Annotated in this window: 11 protein-coding genes and 1 tRNA gene; 8 read left to right on the forward strand and 4 right to left on the reverse strand. The window is 66.6% G+C overall.

Annotated elements, in window-relative coordinates; translation table 11 throughout:
- Positions 1 to 13: 13 nt before the first annotated feature.
- Genes IDT60_RS05770 through IDT60_RS05780 form a run of 3 tightly spaced genes read right to left on the reverse strand, consistent with a single transcriptional unit; the run spans position 14 to position 5122 of the window.
- Positions 14 to 2566: a DUF3488 and transglutaminase-like domain-containing protein gene (locus tag IDT60_RS05770; protein ID WP_191081227.1), complete on the reverse strand. Its 2553-nt coding sequence runs from the start codon at positions 2564 to 2566 to the stop codon at positions 14 to 16.
- Complete coding sequence (locus IDT60_RS05775; RefSeq protein WP_191081228.1) at positions 2563 to 3999, reverse strand: DUF58 domain-containing protein; 1437 nt, start codon at positions 3997 to 3999, stop codon at positions 2563 to 2565. Before IDT60_RS05775 ends, IDT60_RS05770 begins: the two co-directional genes overlap by 4 nt.
- Before the next feature lie 13 nt (positions 4000 to 4012).
- A complete protein-coding gene (locus tag IDT60_RS05780) occupies positions 4013 to 5122 on the reverse strand; it encodes a MoxR family ATPase (RefSeq protein WP_191081229.1) in 1110 nt (369 codons plus the stop codon).
- 164 nt (positions 5123 to 5286) lie between these two features.
- Between IDT60_RS05780 and IDT60_RS05785 the strand changes: the two genes are divergently transcribed.
- From IDT60_RS05785 to IDT60_RS05805, 5 genes are all read left to right on the forward strand, one after another.
- Positions 5287 to 6192: a TatD family hydrolase gene (locus tag IDT60_RS05785; protein WP_191081230.1), complete on the forward strand. Its 906-nt coding sequence runs from the start codon at positions 5287 to 5289 to the stop codon at positions 6190 to 6192.
- Positions 6193 to 6474: 282 nt separating this feature from the next.
- Positions 6475 to 7644 (forward strand): resuscitation-promoting factor, encoded by a 1170-nt coding sequence (locus tag IDT60_RS05790; RefSeq protein ID WP_191081231.1) that lies wholly within the window; start codon positions 6475 to 6477, stop codon positions 7642 to 7644.
- Positions 7645 to 7865: 221 nt separating this feature from the next.
- Positions 7866 to 8738 (forward strand): 16S rRNA (adenine(1518)-N(6)/adenine(1519)-N(6))-dimethyltransferase RsmA, encoded by an 873-nt coding sequence (rsmA, locus tag IDT60_RS05795; protein WP_191081232.1) that lies wholly within the window; start codon positions 7866 to 7868, stop codon positions 8736 to 8738.
- On the forward strand, positions 8735 to 9697 hold the full coding sequence (locus IDT60_RS05800) for a 4-(cytidine 5'-diphospho)-2-C-methyl-D-erythritol kinase (RefSeq protein WP_191081233.1): 963 nt from the start codon (positions 8735 to 8737) through the stop codon (positions 9695 to 9697). The genes rsmA and IDT60_RS05800 overlap by 4 nt, the downstream gene beginning before the upstream one ends.
- Before the next feature lie 39 nt (positions 9698 to 9736).
- Positions 9737 to 11563 carry an ABC-F family ATP-binding cassette domain-containing protein gene (locus IDT60_RS05805; RefSeq protein ID WP_191081234.1) on the forward strand — a complete coding sequence of 609 codons (1827 nt, stop codon included), beginning with the start codon at positions 9737 to 9739 and terminating at the stop codon, positions 11561 to 11563.
- Between the two features lie 12 nt (positions 11564 to 11575).
- On the opposite strand, the gene IDT60_RS05810 is transcribed toward IDT60_RS05805, so the two are convergent.
- Positions 11576 to 12202 carry a TetR/AcrR family transcriptional regulator gene (locus IDT60_RS05810; RefSeq protein ID WP_191081235.1) on the reverse strand — a complete coding sequence of 209 codons (627 nt, stop codon included), beginning with the start codon at positions 12200 to 12202 and terminating at the stop codon, positions 11576 to 11578.
- Between the two features lie 161 nt (positions 12203 to 12363).
- On the opposite strand from IDT60_RS05810, the gene IDT60_RS05815 reads away from it, so the two are divergent.
- The 3 genes from IDT60_RS05815 (at position 12364) to IDT60_RS05825 (ending at position 15006) form a co-directional block, all read left to right on the forward strand.
- Positions 12364 to 12435 (forward strand) — tRNA-Gln (locus IDT60_RS05815).
- Between the two features lie 109 nt (positions 12436 to 12544).
- Positions 12545 to 14023, forward strand: coding sequence for a bifunctional UDP-N-acetylglucosamine diphosphorylase/glucosamine-1-phosphate N-acetyltransferase GlmU (gene glmU, locus IDT60_RS05820; RefSeq protein ID WP_191081236.1), 1479 nt, complete (start codon positions 12545 to 12547; stop codon positions 14021 to 14023).
- A gap of 2 nt (positions 14024 to 14025) precedes the next feature.
- Positions 14026 to 15006 carry a ribose-phosphate diphosphokinase gene (locus tag IDT60_RS05825; RefSeq protein ID WP_164201414.1) on the forward strand — a complete coding sequence of 327 codons (981 nt, stop codon included), beginning with the start codon at positions 14026 to 14028 and terminating at the stop codon, positions 15004 to 15006.
- The last annotated feature ends 162 nt before the right edge of the window (positions 15007 to 15168 follow it).

The raw sequence follows: 15168 nt of genomic DNA on the forward strand, positions 1-15168 counted from the left end.
CGGCAGCAGCCCGCTAGCCGCGTCGGGGCCGCACGAAGCCGTCGCGCACTCTCGACCAGGAGCGCGCGGCGGCTTTTGCCGTGCGGCGGGCGAGCCTGCCGGCTGCCTGGAAGGGCGCTGCCAGCAACGCGGCCCACCGGCCCAGGACCGACGCCGGGAGCCAGGTGGCGCGCAACCGCCCCGGAAGCGATGCATTCTCCTGCAGCGACTGCTGCACGGCAGCGATGCGGGGCGCAACGGGCCCGGCCTTCCGCACGCCGGTCACGGGGCGGCCTGCCGGGAGGCCAGCGGGTGCGGGGTTGGCGGCGGGACGGTCGGCGGGCGGGCCGTAGTGGCGGCGTTCGAAGTCGGAAGTCAGCGAGCGGACAGCCTGGTGTGCGGCGTCGTCCAGCCCGCCCGTCCCGCCGAGCACAGACGAGTTCCGGAGCCGCGCCGAGTACGCCCTCGGCGTTTCGCTGGGCTCCGGCGGCAATCCGTAGTCGGTGCCAAGATCGCGGAGTTCAGCCCATGCGAGTGGAACCGAAGCATCTGTGCCCGGAGCGTCCCTGCCCGGATCCGCGCCACGGAGCCGCCGGGCGCGGATCCCTGTCCGGACCAGCCGCGGCGACGCGACGAGGAGCAGGACAAGCAGGACGAGTGCTGTCCCCGCCAGCCACGGCAGGAGAAGCTGCCCCGCGTCGTTGCCGCCACCAGGACCCGGAAGGGGTGCCGGTGTGGCGCTCGGAGCCGGGACGGGCGCCGTGGATTCGGACAGCAGGTCGTCGTTGTTTTCGATGAGGTCGGGGGAGCCCGGGCTCACCGGCTCGGTGGCGTAATCGGGGACCACGCCGCGTGATGGCGTGGGCTCGAACGGCACCCAGCCCAATCCCTGGAAGTAGAGTTCCGGCCACGCGTGCGCGTCACGGGCGTCCACCTCGTACTCGGGCAGCGCACCCTGGCCAGCGAGGGACACCGTCTCGCCGGTGGACCGGCCGGGCGCGTAGCCCACGGCGATGCGGCTGGGGATTCCCTCCAGCCTGGCCATGACGGCCATGGCAGAGGAATAGTGGATACAGTAGCCGCTCTTCTGGCTCAGGAAATCGGCCAGCACCGAAAGCCCGTTCCCGTCATAGCCGCCCTGGACCGGAGACTGCAGTGAGTAGGTGAACTCCCCTGAACGAAGGTACTTCTGGATGGCCATCGCCTTGGCGTAGGCGTTATCGCCGGAAGCAGTCACGGCATCAGCGGTGCTGCGGACGATGTCCGGAACGCCGCCGGGAATCCTGGTGAAGTCGTCTGGAATTCCCCGCACTTCCCGGGACGACTGCTGGAGCATGGTGGCGGTGAGCTTCGGCACTGAGGATGCCACAATGTACTGCTGGCCGCGGGAGCTGGTGTTTCCTCCCTTGACCGCGAGCGTTGCAGGGTCCCACGTCCAGGAGCCGTTGAGCCCGCGGATTGTTTCCGGGGCATAGGGCAGCGGCAGGTACTGGCTGGTGAAACTGCCGGTGTCCACCGCGGTCACTTGGCGCACCTGTTCGTCCGCCGTGATTTCGTAGCCCGGCTGGATCTGTCCCGCCACCGGCCGGCGCTCGCCGTCCCGGTCATCGGGCCCCCAGGTTTCGCCGTCGAAATTGTCCACTGTCACGGTCCGCAGATAGACCGGTGCGGACGCGTTGGTGGCGTAGGTGATGCGACCTGTTCCGGCGGGCGCCCGGAGGCTGTTTCCCAGCGTGATCATGGGATTCAGGCCCGTTGCGTTGCCCCACGGGTTCAGCCGCGAGCCCTGGGGAAACGTTCCGTGGTCGAAGCCCGGGATGGCCAGCGGAACTGCCAGGGTGGCCACCAGGGCAACGGTTCCGGTCAACACGGCCCGGCGCAGGTTGCCGGGCGTCCGGCCGCTGTCAGCGGACGTCCGGGCATCAGGGGCAAACCATTGGCTGCAGGCCAGAATCAGCAAGTATCCCGCTACCGCGGTGCTGAAGCCCCACACCCCTACGCTTTGCGGTTTCACCATTGCCGGGACCACCAGGATGGCCAGCAGGCCCAGCCCGGTTGTGGCCGGCATCCCCAGCGGCACGGCGAGGGCATCAATGAGGATGACGGTCAGGCCAAGGACGGCGCAGGTGACCATAACAATGCCGGCGTTGGGGGCCACCGGGGCCGTCTCGGCCAGTACAGTCTCACTGGCCCTGCGGAGGAACCTGTCCAGTTCAGCCATGGTTGCGCCGGAGGGAATGAACCCGGCGATGCCCGTGCTCCGGAAGAAGGTCAGGGTGAGGATGGCGATCAGGGATGCGAAGCCGCCGGCAGCAACCAGCAGGGGCTGGGCGCGGAGGGCACGAAGTGCCGCAAGTGTCAGGCAGACCACCACTACCGTGGTCAGGACCGGCAGGTACCAGGCCCAGCCACGCAGCACGCCGTTGAGGGACAACGCAGCCCCGGCCACCGACAGGGCGACAGCCCCGGCCATGGCCCACGGGTACGGTCCCGCCCTGTTCCGTGCAGGAGCCTGTCCGGTGCCCCCCGGGGAGGTTGAAGCGGGCCGCGGGTCGCGGGGGGTGCTGCGTTCCGGGGCGAGCGTCATCGTCCCACCCCCGCCCCGCGGCGTACGTCGGCTGCAGCGGTGGCCGGCGCAGCTCCGCCCTCGTCAAAGTGGCTCCAGGCCACAGGAACGGGCACCGAAGCCTGCACGGCAACGGCCCGCCAGCCGCCCCGGCGGAGGGCCTCCAGCGCTTCTTCGGAATCTGCGGGCCTGTCGCACACCATGATGGCGAAGGCGTTTGCCCCGTACCCGGCGGCGGGAGCCAGAGCTTTGGCTTCGGCCGTGGAAATCCTGCCGAGCAGGGCAATGATGGGTCCGCGCATCCGATGGGCTGAGAGCTTGTCCATCAGGTAGTCGTCGAAAACGTCCGGACCGGAGTCCTGGCTGCCGTGCTCCCGCGCGGCGGACCCTTCCCTGGCCCCATGCCGTTCCCGCACGCCGTGATGCGCGCCGGACAGGTGGATGGCGGCCAGGCTCTCGGCGATGGATTGCAGCCCTGACGCCCCGGTGTACTCCTCTGTCTCCGGCTCCGGTGCGGAGGGGGATCGGAGGAAGGCCGGTTCGCCGCGGGGGTCCAGGAGGCGCAGCGCATAGTTCCGTTCCGCGAGGTGAGTGCAGACGGAGATCGCTGCCACCACAGCCCACTCAAACGTACTGCTGACCACGTCGTCGCTGTCCCGGGCCGCCGTCCCCCCGTGACCGGAGCCGGAGCTAGCCGGGAAGGCCACGAACCGCTGGTCCAGGATGACAGTGGCTTCCGGCGTCGTGACCGATTCTTCCTGCCGCACCATCAGCTCACCGTGGCGGGCCGTTGCCGCCCAGTGGACCCGCCGCATGGGGTCTCCCGGCCGGTATTCGCGGGTCATCACATCATCGTCGCTGGGGTTGGCCCGGATACGAGTGGCGGTGATGCCATCGTTGCCGCGGGCGCCGGCGAGCCCCGTCACCGGGAGGTCGACGGCGGCAGGAGTGACTGTGAGGATGTCGCCGTCGTCGATGGCCTGGCGGTGCAGCGACAGGCCGAACGGATCAGTGAACTCTGCTGTCACCGGGCCGATCAGGTACTGCCCCCGTCTGCTGGAACGCAGGTGGTATTCGTATCGGCTGGTCCCGCCCGTGGCCGAGCGTGCCGGAAAACGGAAGGCGGGGGACTGCCCGAACTTCGGCGGCAGCTTTTCCTCCATGATCGCCCGTCCGCCGCCCGCGCCGCTTCGGGCAACCGCCAGCCGGACGGTTGTGGGTGCGGAGGTCTCCACCGGTGTGGGGTTGAACTCGCGGTACACCTGGAAGCGGGGCCTCACGAGCCTGATCCCGGCCAGGGCAACCAGGGGAAGGACGATCAGCAGGACACTGAGGCTCAGGAGGTCCCGGCGTCCCATGATCTGCGCTGCCAGCAGGGAAACCGCCCCCGCAGCCAGGAGCCCCCAGCCGCGCTGGCTGAAGAGGTGCCGGGGAACCCGGTCAAGGAGCGCCACGGAACGGCCCCGCCTAGTGGTTCCGCCGTAACCCGGCCTGCGGGACGGAAGACCGGGCCGGAGTGTTGACAGGCTCCTGGTTCACGGGGAGCCGGGACAGGATTCCCCGGATGACGCTGTGCGGAGTCTCCCCGGCGCCGGCAGCTTTGCGGTCCAGGATGATGCGGTGGGCCAGCACGGACTCCGCCACACCCACCACGTCGTCGGGCAGCACGAAGTCACGGCCGTCCAGGGCTGCCGTCGCTTTGGCGGCCCGGAGCAGCTGAAGCATGGAGCGGGGACTGGCGCCCAGCCGGAGCAGGGGACTTTCGCGCGTGGCCCGGCCCACGGAGACCGTGTATTCCTTCACCGCCTGGGAAACGTAGACCTGCTGCACGGTGGCGATCATGGCCGCGACGTCCGCCGCGGTGACCACGGCAGATACCCTGGCCAGCGGCGAGGTTGCCTGGTGGGTCTCGAGCATTTCGATCTCGGATTCCTTGTCCGGGTAGCCCATGGAGATCCTGGCCATAAAGCGGTCACGCTGGGCCTCCGGCAGGGGGTACGTCCCTTCCATCTCGATCGGGTTCTGGGTGGCCACCACCATAAAAGGCTCATCAAGCCTGTACGAATCTCCGTCTACCGTGACCTGGTGTTCCTCCATGCATTCCAGGAGCGCCGACTGGGTCTTGGCGGAGGCACGGTTGATCTCGTCACCGATGACAATGTTGGCGAAGACGGCGCCCGGGCGGAACTCGAAGAGGCGCGTCGACTGGTTGTAGATCGAGACGCCTGTGACATCGGAGGGCAGCAGGTCAGGGGTGAACTGGATCCGGCTGACCGTGCAGTCAATGGTCCGGGCGAGGCTCTTGGCCAGCAGCGTCTTGCCGACGCCGGGGACGTCTTCAAGCAGGAGGTGACCTTGCGCGAGCAAGACCGTCAGGGCCAGCCGGGCGGCGTCGGATTTTCCGTCGATGACGGTGTTGATGGAGTCCAGGATCCTGCGGCTGGCGGCGTGGAATGACGCCGCGTCCATGGCGGTTGTCCGGTGTCCGTTGAGCTGGCCCACGTGCTCCGAGACGGCGGTGAAGATCCGGCCGGCGGGGGTCACCTCGTTGACGGCGGTGCGGCGGTGGGGGTCCATCTGCAACCTTTCAGCCCGGGGATCACCTGGGACGGGACAGCCGGCCTGCCTTCGCCCGGCGGTGGGCGTTCGCATCTGTTCGTACCAGACTACTAACACAACTGCCCGCGCTGACAGAGAGTTCCTGTAATTCTGCGGGCATTCGGCGACGCTAGGCTGGAAGGATGTGCAATTCGCTGATTCCCGCCGCTTACCGCGCTGCCGGTGCGGAAGCCGAAGCTTCTTCCGGCCGGCAGAAGCGGCCGAATTACCCGCCGGCACCGGAACCGCTGCCGGTCCCCGTGATGGACAACCACACACACTTCGATTTCCCCAACGGCGATAGCCCGGTAGCGATCGGCGAGGCGCTGGATGCCGCCCAGGCTGTTGGCGTGCAGGGGGCGGTCCAGGTGGGTACCGATCTCGAGTCCTCCCGCTTCGCCGTCCAGGCAGTCGATCTGGACACCAGGCTCCTGGGGGCTGTGGCGCTCCACCCCAACGACGCCCCGGAGTACGCGCAACGCGGAGAGCTGGAGGAGGCGCTGGCGGAGATTGAGCGGCTTGCCGCGCATCCGCGAATCCGTGCCATCGGCGAAACGGGCCTGGATTTCTTCCGCACCGAGGGGGAGGGCCTTGCTCACCAGCGCTATTCGTTCCGCCGGCATATCGAGATTGCCAAACGGCTGAACCTCACCCTCCAGATCCACGACCGGGACGCGCACGACGACGTGGTGCAGGTCCTGCGCGAAGAGGGGGCTCCGGAGCGGGTGGTGTTCCACTGCTTCTCCGGTGACGGGGAGCTGGCCAGGATCTGCAACACGGCGGGCTGGAACATGTCGTTCGCCGGAACGCTGACCTTCAAGAACGCCGCGAACCTCCGGGCTGCGCTCGCCGTGGCTGACCCGGCGCTTGTGCTGGTTGAAACCGATGCTCCGTTCCTGACACCCCATCCCCACCGGGGCCGTCCCAACGCCAGTTACATGGTCCCGTACACCGTCCGGGCCATGGCCGAATTGACAGGTACGGACCTCGCGGAGCTCTGCACCACAATCGCCGAAAATACCGTGCGGGCATACGGATCCTGGGACTGACCCGGACCCTCTCCAAGGCATTCCCGGCCATACTTCGTATGCAAGTTTCTTGGCCGCTTTATAACGCTACGGTTACAGTGGGTAACTATTAGCCGGGGTCGGGGAAGGCCTTCGGATAATTTCACTTCACTCTCGGCAGGAAATGGACGAGCTTCACTGCCTCCTGCCTGCAGAGCGAAGTGTGGCGGCGCAACGATGCCCGGAGCTGTCCCCAGGGTCATGCGCCGGCTATTTCACTGCGTTTTTCCCCGTGCCCGGAAGGATCTAAAGTTACGGGCAATCGTGGTCAAGCTCTTCACAACGGACGGCAAGTTCAGTTTTATCAAGATCGGCACCCAACTCGTGGTGCTCTGTGCGCTCGTCGTAGGCCTCGTAGCCTTCGTGGGAAATAACAAAACCGTTACCCTCAACGTCGACGGCAAAGTGACCACTGTCCAGTCCTTCGGCGGCACCGTGGGCCAGGTCGTCAAAAGCGCAAACGTGGAACTGAAAGCCGCCGACCGCGTCTCGCCCTCGGCTGACGTCAAAGTGGAGAACGGCACGGTCATCAACGTCAACATGGCCAAGGCCGTAAAGGTCAGCCTGGACGGTGCGGAGAAAACCGTCAGCACCACGGCTCCGGATGTCGCGGGCCTCGTCACTGAACTCGGAGTGGCCAGCGCCTCCTCGGTTTCCGTACCCAAGGAAGCCCAGCTCGCAGTCGCAGGCTCCTTCGTCTCCATTTCCACCCCCAAGAACATCAGTATTGTTGCTGACGGCAAGGTCTCCACGGCCACCACAACGGCGGGGACCGTCGCGCAGGTGCTCGAAGATGCCGGCATCACCCTCGGCGTCGACGACCGGACGTCCCAGCCCGGCAACGCACATGTGGTGAACAACATGGTTGTCAAGGTCTCCCGCGTGGACACCAGCCAGACCGCCGCCACCAGCGAAGACGTCGCTTTCGAGGTCCTCAAAACGGAAAGCGCCGAACTGCTCAAGGGCGAGACGGAAGTCACCCAGGCCGGCGTCGCCGGAAAGGTCGACAAGACCTTCAAGCTGGTTCTCGTGGACGGCCGCGAGGCCTCACGGACGCTGGTTTCCGAATCCGTTTCTGTCCAGCCCGTGACCGAGAAGGTCACCATTGGCACCAAAGCCAAGCCGGTCGCCGCAGCACCCGCCGCAGCACCTGCGGGAACCAACACCGGCGCCGCGGCTCCGGCAATGATGAACGAAGCCATGTGGGACAAGATCGCGCAGTGCGAGTCCACTGGTAACTGGTCCATCAACTCCGGCAACGGATACTACGGCGGCCTCCAGTTCGACATCCGGACCTGGATCGGCGCGGGCGGCGGAGCGTACGCCCCGAACGCCAGCCTTGCCACCAAAGCCCAGCAGATCGACATCGCCAACCGCGTTTATGCACAGCGTGGCCTGCAGCCGTGGGGCTGTGGCTGGGCCGCTACCAGCTAGCCACCCGCCAGGCACCTGTCTGTGCCGGCGGCAGCTGACCACAGCCGCCAGATCCGCAGGCATCAGTGGCCGGCCCCGGGACACCCGGGGCCGGCCACTGACGTTAACCCGTGATGTCTTTCGCGCAAACAGCCCTCCCCGGGCAACAGTCATGGCCGGAAAGTCGCAGGACCGGCGATGAAACGGGCGGTCGGATAAGGCCGCCGCGATAGGATGCCTAAGTGACTGAACCGACTGCCGCCGCGCCCGCACCCCTCTTCGGCGCCTCCGACATCCGCCGGCTGGCAGAGGAAATTGGCATCCGGCCCACTAAGACACTTGGCCAGAACTTCGTCATCGACGGCAACACCATCCGCCGGATTGTCTCAGTGGCCCGTATCGGATCCGATGAAACGGTGCTGGAAGTGGGGCCCGGCCTAGGTTCGCTCACGCTGGGCCTGCTGGATGCGGCGAAGGCGGTGGTCGCCGTCGAAATCGATCCGGTCCTGGCAGCGAAGCTGCCCGACACCGTACGCTCCTGGCGGCCGGAAGCAGCGGACAACTTCCACCTCGTTCAAGCCGACGCCATGAGGGTGACCTCCCTCCCGGTTGAGCCCACCGCGCTGGTAGCAAACCTTCCCTACAACGTTGCCGTTCCGGTGGTCCTCCACCTGCTCCAGCATTTCCCGAGCCTGCAGCACGGGCTCGTGATGGTCCAGGACGAAGTGGCCGACAGGCTGGCCGCCGGCCCGGGGTCAAAGACCTACGGCGTACCGTCCGTCAAAGCGGCCTGGTACAGCAGCATGCGCAAAGCCGGGGTCATCGGCATGAACGTCTTTTGGCCTGCACCGAAGATCCACTCCGGCCTTGTGGCTTTTACCCGCCGGGAAGCGCCCGTCACAACAGCTACCCGCGAGCAGGTGTTCGCCGTTATTGATGCCGCGTTCGCCCAGCGCCGCAAGACGCTGCGTGCCGCACTGGCAGGCTGGGCCGGCGGAGCGTCCGAGGCCGAACGCTGCCTCGTTGCCGCCGGTGTGGACCCCACGGCCCGGGGCGAAGTGATCGACATCCACGCGTTTGCCCGGATAGCGGAAGCCCGCGAGGCCACGGCATGAGGGCATCCGCCGGCCGGTTTTCCGCAAGGACGGTCCGGGTAAAGGCGCCCGGCAAAGTCAACGTTTCCCTGGATGTGGGACCATTGCGGCCCGACGGCTACCACTCCGTGGCCAGCGTCTACCTCGCGGTGTCACTCTATGAGGAAGTTTCAGCCACCAGCACGCAGACGCCGGGAATCACCCTCAGCATCAGTCCGGAGAGCACGCTCGACCTGGACGATGTGGACATCCCGCTGGACGAAAACAACCTGGCGTACAAAGCCGCGGCCATGATGGCTGATGTCTCAGAACATGCCACCGGCGTCCACCTGGAGATCACCAAGCGCGTCCCCGTGGCCGGCGGGATGGGCGGCGGATCGGCTGATGCCGCCGCCACCCTCCTGGCCTGCGACGCACTCTGGAACAGCGGGCTGTCAAGGGACGAACTGGCACACATCGCCGCTGACCTGGGTGCCGACGTCCCGTTTTCCCTCCTCGGCGGTACGGCCGTCGGACTCGGCGTGGGGGATGAACTCTCGCCGGCGCTCGTCAAGGCCCGGACGGACTGGGTCCTTGTGGCCGCAGACTACGGCCTGCCAACCCCGGAGGTCTTCCGCACGTTGGACCGGCTCCGGGACGCGGAAGGCCTCGAAGCGGCAGAGCCCACGGCCGTTGACCCCAGGATCCTGCAGGCGCTCCGCGGCGGTGATGCCGTGGCCCTCAGCCGGGTACTCGTCAACGACCTCCAGCGGGCGTCCATTGATCTTGCCCCCAAGCTCCGCCATACGCTGGGACGGGGCGAAGCGCTCGGCGCCCTGGCCGGGATCGTCTCCGGTTCCGGACCCACGGTGGCACTGTTGGCCCGCAGTCCGGCCGCAGCCGACAACCTGGCCGAGGACCTGCGGCACTACGGCATGACGGCGTTCCCTGTGCACGGCCCCGTGCATGGCGCCCGCATCATGTCCGATACCCTCCTTTAAGCGACCGTTTCTTTACCCAGCAGCAGAAAGCAGTCCCCTTTGGCACACCTTCTTGGCGGCGAGAACCTCACGGTTTCGTACGCAACGCGCACCGTCCTGGACGGCATCACCCTTGGACTCGAGGAGGGTGACCGGATCGGCATGGTGGGCCGGAACGGTGACGGCAAGTCAACGCTCATGCGCCTGCTGGCCATGCGGTCTACCCCCGACTCCGGCCGGGTGACCAAGCGCAGCGAAGTCAACATCGGCTACCTGGACCAAAGCGACGTGCTCGACGGCGACCTGACCGTCGGTGCCGCGATCGTCGGGGATCAGGCCGATTACGAATGGGCTCGCAACCCCCAGATCCGCGAAGTCATGGGCGGCCTGGTGTCCGACGTCGACTGGCACGCCAATGTCCACGCCCTTTCGGGCGGGCAGAAACGGCGCGTGGCGCTGGCCAAGCTCCTCATCGAGGACCATGACGTGATCATGCTCGATGAGCCCACGAACCACCTCGACGTCGAAGGCGTCGCGTGGCTGTCGCGGCACCTGAAGACCCGCTGGCGCCCCAACCAGGGCGCGTTCCTGGTGGTCACCCACGACCGCTGGTTCCTCGACGAAGTCTGCACCAAGACCTGGGAAATCCACGACGGCATCATGGACCCGTTCGACGGCGGGTACGCCGCCTACGTGCTCGCACGCGCCGAACGGGACCGCGCGGCGAACGTGATGGAAAGCAAACGCCAGCAACTCGTCAAGAAGGAGCTCGCCTGGCTGCGCCGGGGCGCCCCGGCACGCACGGCCAAACCCAAATTCCGCATCGAGGCCGCCAACGCCCTGATCGCCGACGTCCCCGAACCCCGTGACTCGACGGCCCTGAGCAAGATGGCAACCGCCCGGCTCGGCAAGGACGTCCTGGACCTCGAGAACGTATCGCTCGACTTCCTCGGGGGCGACGCCGGCCAAAAGCTGTTCGACAACATCACCCTGCGGCTCGCCCCGGGGGAGCGGCTCGGCCTGGTGGGCGTCAACGGCGCCGGCAAGACCACCTTGCTGAAGCTCCTGAACGGCGAGATCCAGCCGAGCTCCGGCAAGGTCAAGCGCGGCAAGACCGTGGTCACCGCGGTGCTCACCCAGGAAGTCAAAGAGCTCGACGACGTCTCCGACCTGCGCGTCATCGAGGTCATCGAACGCGAGAAACGGTCCTTCAACGTGGGCGGCAAGGAATTCACGGCCGGCCAGCTGGTGGAGCAGCTTGGCTTCACCAACGAAAAGCAATGGACGCCGGTCAAGGACCTCTCCGGCGGTGAGCGCCGCCGCCTCCAGCTGCTGCGCCTGCTGGTGGGCGAACCCAACGTCCTGATGCTCGATGAGCCCACCAACGACCTCGACACCGATACCCTCGCCGCCGTCGAAGACGTCCTGGACGGTTGGCCCGGAACCCTCGTTGTGGTCAGCCACGACCGCTACCTGCTGGAGCGCGTTACCGACCACCAGATGGCGCTCCTGGGCGACGGCAAGATCCGCGCCCTGCCGCGCGGTGTGGACCAGTACCTCGAGCTCCGCGAATCCGCCCTCGCCGGCTCCACCATCACCGGCGGCGGTAACCCCGTGACGGGCGCGAGCGGCAGCGCCACACCGGCCGCCACGGGCTCCTCCGAGGCCGAAAAGCGCGACGCCCGCAAGGCCAAGAACCGCATCGAACGCCAGATGGGCAAACTCGAGCAGGCCGAAAAGAAGATCCACGACCAAATGGTCAAGAGCACGGCCGGCTCCGACTTCGACGCCCTGGCAGAGCAAAACAAGAAGCTCAAGGACCTCGCCGGAGAACGCGAAGCCCTCGAACTTGAGTGGCTCGAAGCCCTGGAAGTCCTCGGCGAGTAAGTACGCAACCACTCAGCCTTCCCCGCGCAGCTCCGGGTCCTTCTGAAGGCCGGTGAGGCCGTTCCAGGCGAGGTTGACCAGGTGGGCGGCAACGGTCTGCTTGTCGGGCTGGCGGCTGTCCTGCCACCACTGGCCGGTCATGGCAACCATGCCGACGAGCATCTGGGCGTACATGGCGCCGTCATCGGCGCTGAGGCCGCGGCGGTCGAATTCGTCGGACAGGATGTGTTCCACGCGGGCGGTGACGTGGGACAGGAGGGTCGAGAACGCGCCTTCCGGCTGGGACGGGGGAGCGTCGCGCATCAGGATGCGGAAGCCCTCGGTGTGGTCTTCGATGTAGGTGAGGAGGGCCAGGGCTGCGCGTTCAACGAGGACACGCGGTTTGGCTTCCTCGGTCAGGGCAGCCGTGATGGCGTCCAGGAGAATGTGGAACTCACAATCCACCACCTGCGTGTACATGCCTTCTTTGGAGCCGAAGTGCTCGTAGATGACGGGTTTGGAAACGCCTGCGCAGGCCGCAATTTCCTCGATTGTGGTTCCGTCGAGTCCGCGTGCGGCGAACAGGCCACGTCCGACGTCGATCAGCTGGCGGCGCCGCTGGACGCTGGTCATCCGTGTCCGGGGTGGGTTGTTACTCACATTTCCATCATGCCCCAGGGCCGGTCACCGGCGCCGTTGAAACGGCCGGATCGGGTGCCGGGCGGGCGGCGTGGACGCCACGATTACTGCTCATGTCGCGGGCTGCCCTGAACCCATGGCAAAATAACTACTTGTGCCTTGGCCTTGCGCCGGTGGCATGGTCCGCCCTGGTGTAATGGCAGCACCCCGGCCTTTGGAGCCGTGGAGTATAGGTTCGAATCCTATGGGCGGAACTGCTGCGCCAAGAGCGTCCAGTAGTATGAACTCGGTGCCCCGCCAGGCCTACGGCAGGACAGGCACCGCGCCCAGCGCCACGCGCAACGAAGCAAGGAGAACCCGTACGTGATCCCCGAGAATACCGGCCCAGCCGCCGTCATAGTTCTGGCAGCAGGCGCCGGTACGCGGATGAAATCCCGTACCCCCAAGATCCTGCATGAGATCGGCGGCCGCTCGATGGTGGGCCACGCCCTCCTCGCGGCCCGCAGCATCAACCCCGGCCGGTTGGCCCTGGTAGTCCGCCATGAGCGCGACCTGGTCGCCGGCCACCTGAACGGGCTCGACCCTGAGGCCCTCATCGTGGACCAGGACGACATTCCCGGCACCGGACGTGCCGTGGAGGTCGCACTGGAAGCCCTCGATGCCCAGGAGAAGCTCGAAGGCACCGTCGTGGTCACCTACGGCGATGTGCCCCTCCTCACGGGGAGCCTTTTGGCAGACCTGGTGGCCACCCACGAACGCGAAGGCAACGCCGTCACGGTGCTCACCGCGCTGCTCGACGACGCCACGGGCTACGGCCGCATCCTCCGCGGCGAAGACGGCTCCGTCACCGGCATCCGCGAACACAAGGACTCCACCGAAGCCGAACGCCTGGTCCGCGAAGTCAACTCCGGCATTTACGCCTTCGACGCCGCAGTCCTTCGCGACGCGCTGGTTCACGTCACCACGGACAACTCGCAGGGCGAAAAGTACCTCACCGACGTGGTGGGCCTCGCCCGCCAGTCGGGCGGCCGGGTTGCCGCCGTCGTCACCGAAGACCGCTGGCAGGTGGAGGGCGCCAATGACCGCGTGCAGCTTGCAGCCCTCGGCGCTGAACTTAACCGCCGGACAGTTGAAGCGTGGATGCGGGCCGGAGTCACCGTTGTTGACCCCGCCACCACCTGGATCGACTCCACGGTCACCTTGGACGAGGATGTCCGTATCCTTCCCAACACGCAGCTGCACGGCACCACCACCGTGGCGAGGGACGCCGTCGTCGGCCCCGACTCCACCCTGACGGATGTCCGCATCAGTGAGGGCGCCAAGGTGACCCGCACACACGGCTCCGGCGCTGTCATCGGCGCGGGAGCCTCCGTCGGCCCCTTTACCTACCTGCGGCCCGGCACTGTGCTCGGCGACACGGGCAAAATCGGTGCGTTCTACGAAACCAAAAACGTCACGATCGGCCGCGGCTCCAAGCTGTCCCACCTCGGCTACGCCGGAGACGCCGAAATCGGCGAGGACACCAATATCGGTTGTGGAAACATCACAGCCAATTACGACGGCGAGAAGAAGCACCGCACGGTGATCGGCTCGGGTGTCCGTACAGGTTCCAACACAGTGTTTGTTGCACCGGTCACCGTGGGGGACGGTGCCTACAGTGGCGCCGGCGCGGTGATCCGCAAGGACGTCCCGGCCGGGGCGCTCGTCCTGTCTGTCGCTGCCCAGCGCAATACCGAGGGCTGGGTTGTTGCCAACCGCCCCGGCTCGCGCTCGGCAGAACTGGCCCAGGCAGCCATGTCAGACTCCTCAAATACCCCAGCATCAACAGAAGAGGGCAAGTAATAATGAGCGAAATTACCGCACACGGCGAGAAGAAGCTGGTGCTTGCCGCCGGGCGGGCGCATCCCGAGCTGGCGCGGGAAATCGCCAAAGAGCTGGGGACCGAACTGCTCCCCATTGATGCCTACGACTTTGCCAACGGGGAAATCTACGTCCGCGCCGGCGAAAGCGTCCGGGGTACCGATGCCTTTGTCATCCAGGCCCACCCGGCGCCGCTGAACAACCACCTGATGGAACAGCTGATCATGATCGATTCGCTGAAGCGGGCATCCGCGAAGCGCATCACGGTGGTCTCGCCTTTCTACCCGTACGCACGGCAGGACAAAAAGGGCCGCGGCCGCGAACCCATTTCCGCCCGGCTGGTGGCAGATCTCTATAAGACTGCCGGCGCCGACCGCATCATGAGCGTTGACCTGCACACCTCGCAGATCCAGGGCTTCTTCGACGGCCCGGTGGACCACCTGATGGCCATCCCCCTCCTGGCGGACTACATCCGGACCCGGGTGTCCGCCGATAACGTCACCGTGGTGTCGCCGGATACCGGCCGCGTCCGCGTCGCCGAGCAGTGGGCCGAGCGCCTGGGCGGGGCGCCGCTGGCGTTTGTGCACAAGAGCCGTGACCTCACCGTTCCCAACCAGGCTGTGTCCAAAACCGTGGTGGGCCAGATCGAGGGCAGGACCTGCGTCCTGATCGATGACATGATCGACACCGGCGGCACCATTTCCGGCGCCGTCCAGGTCCTGAAGAACGCCGGGGCGAAGGACGTCATCATCGCTGCGACCCACGCTGTGTTCTCCGAGCCCGCCGCGCAGCGGCTGGCTGAATCGGGAGCCCGCGAAGTGGTCGTCACCAACACGTTGCCCCTCGGCGCCCACCAGCACTTCCCGCAGCTCACGGTGCTGTCCATCGCGCCGTTGATTGCCCGCGCCATCCACGAAGTGTTCGACGACGGTTCGGTCACCAGCCTGTTCGACGGCAACGCCTGACCCTGATACTTGAGCCTGTCGAATTCGGCAGGCCGGCCAGCGCCGGTTTCAGTAATGGGGACCGGCGCTGGTAAGCTTCTTCACGATACCTTGGCGAGGGAGATCAGTCTCCGTTATCGACTGGGTCTGCATCTCCCTTCGGAAGGGCGCCACATACGGCCG

Origin of the sequence: Pseudarthrobacter sp. BIM B-2242 (assembly GCF_014764445.1) — a bacterium.
Classification (GTDB): domain Bacteria; phylum Actinomycetota; class Actinomycetes; order Actinomycetales; family Micrococcaceae; genus Arthrobacter; species Arthrobacter luteus_A.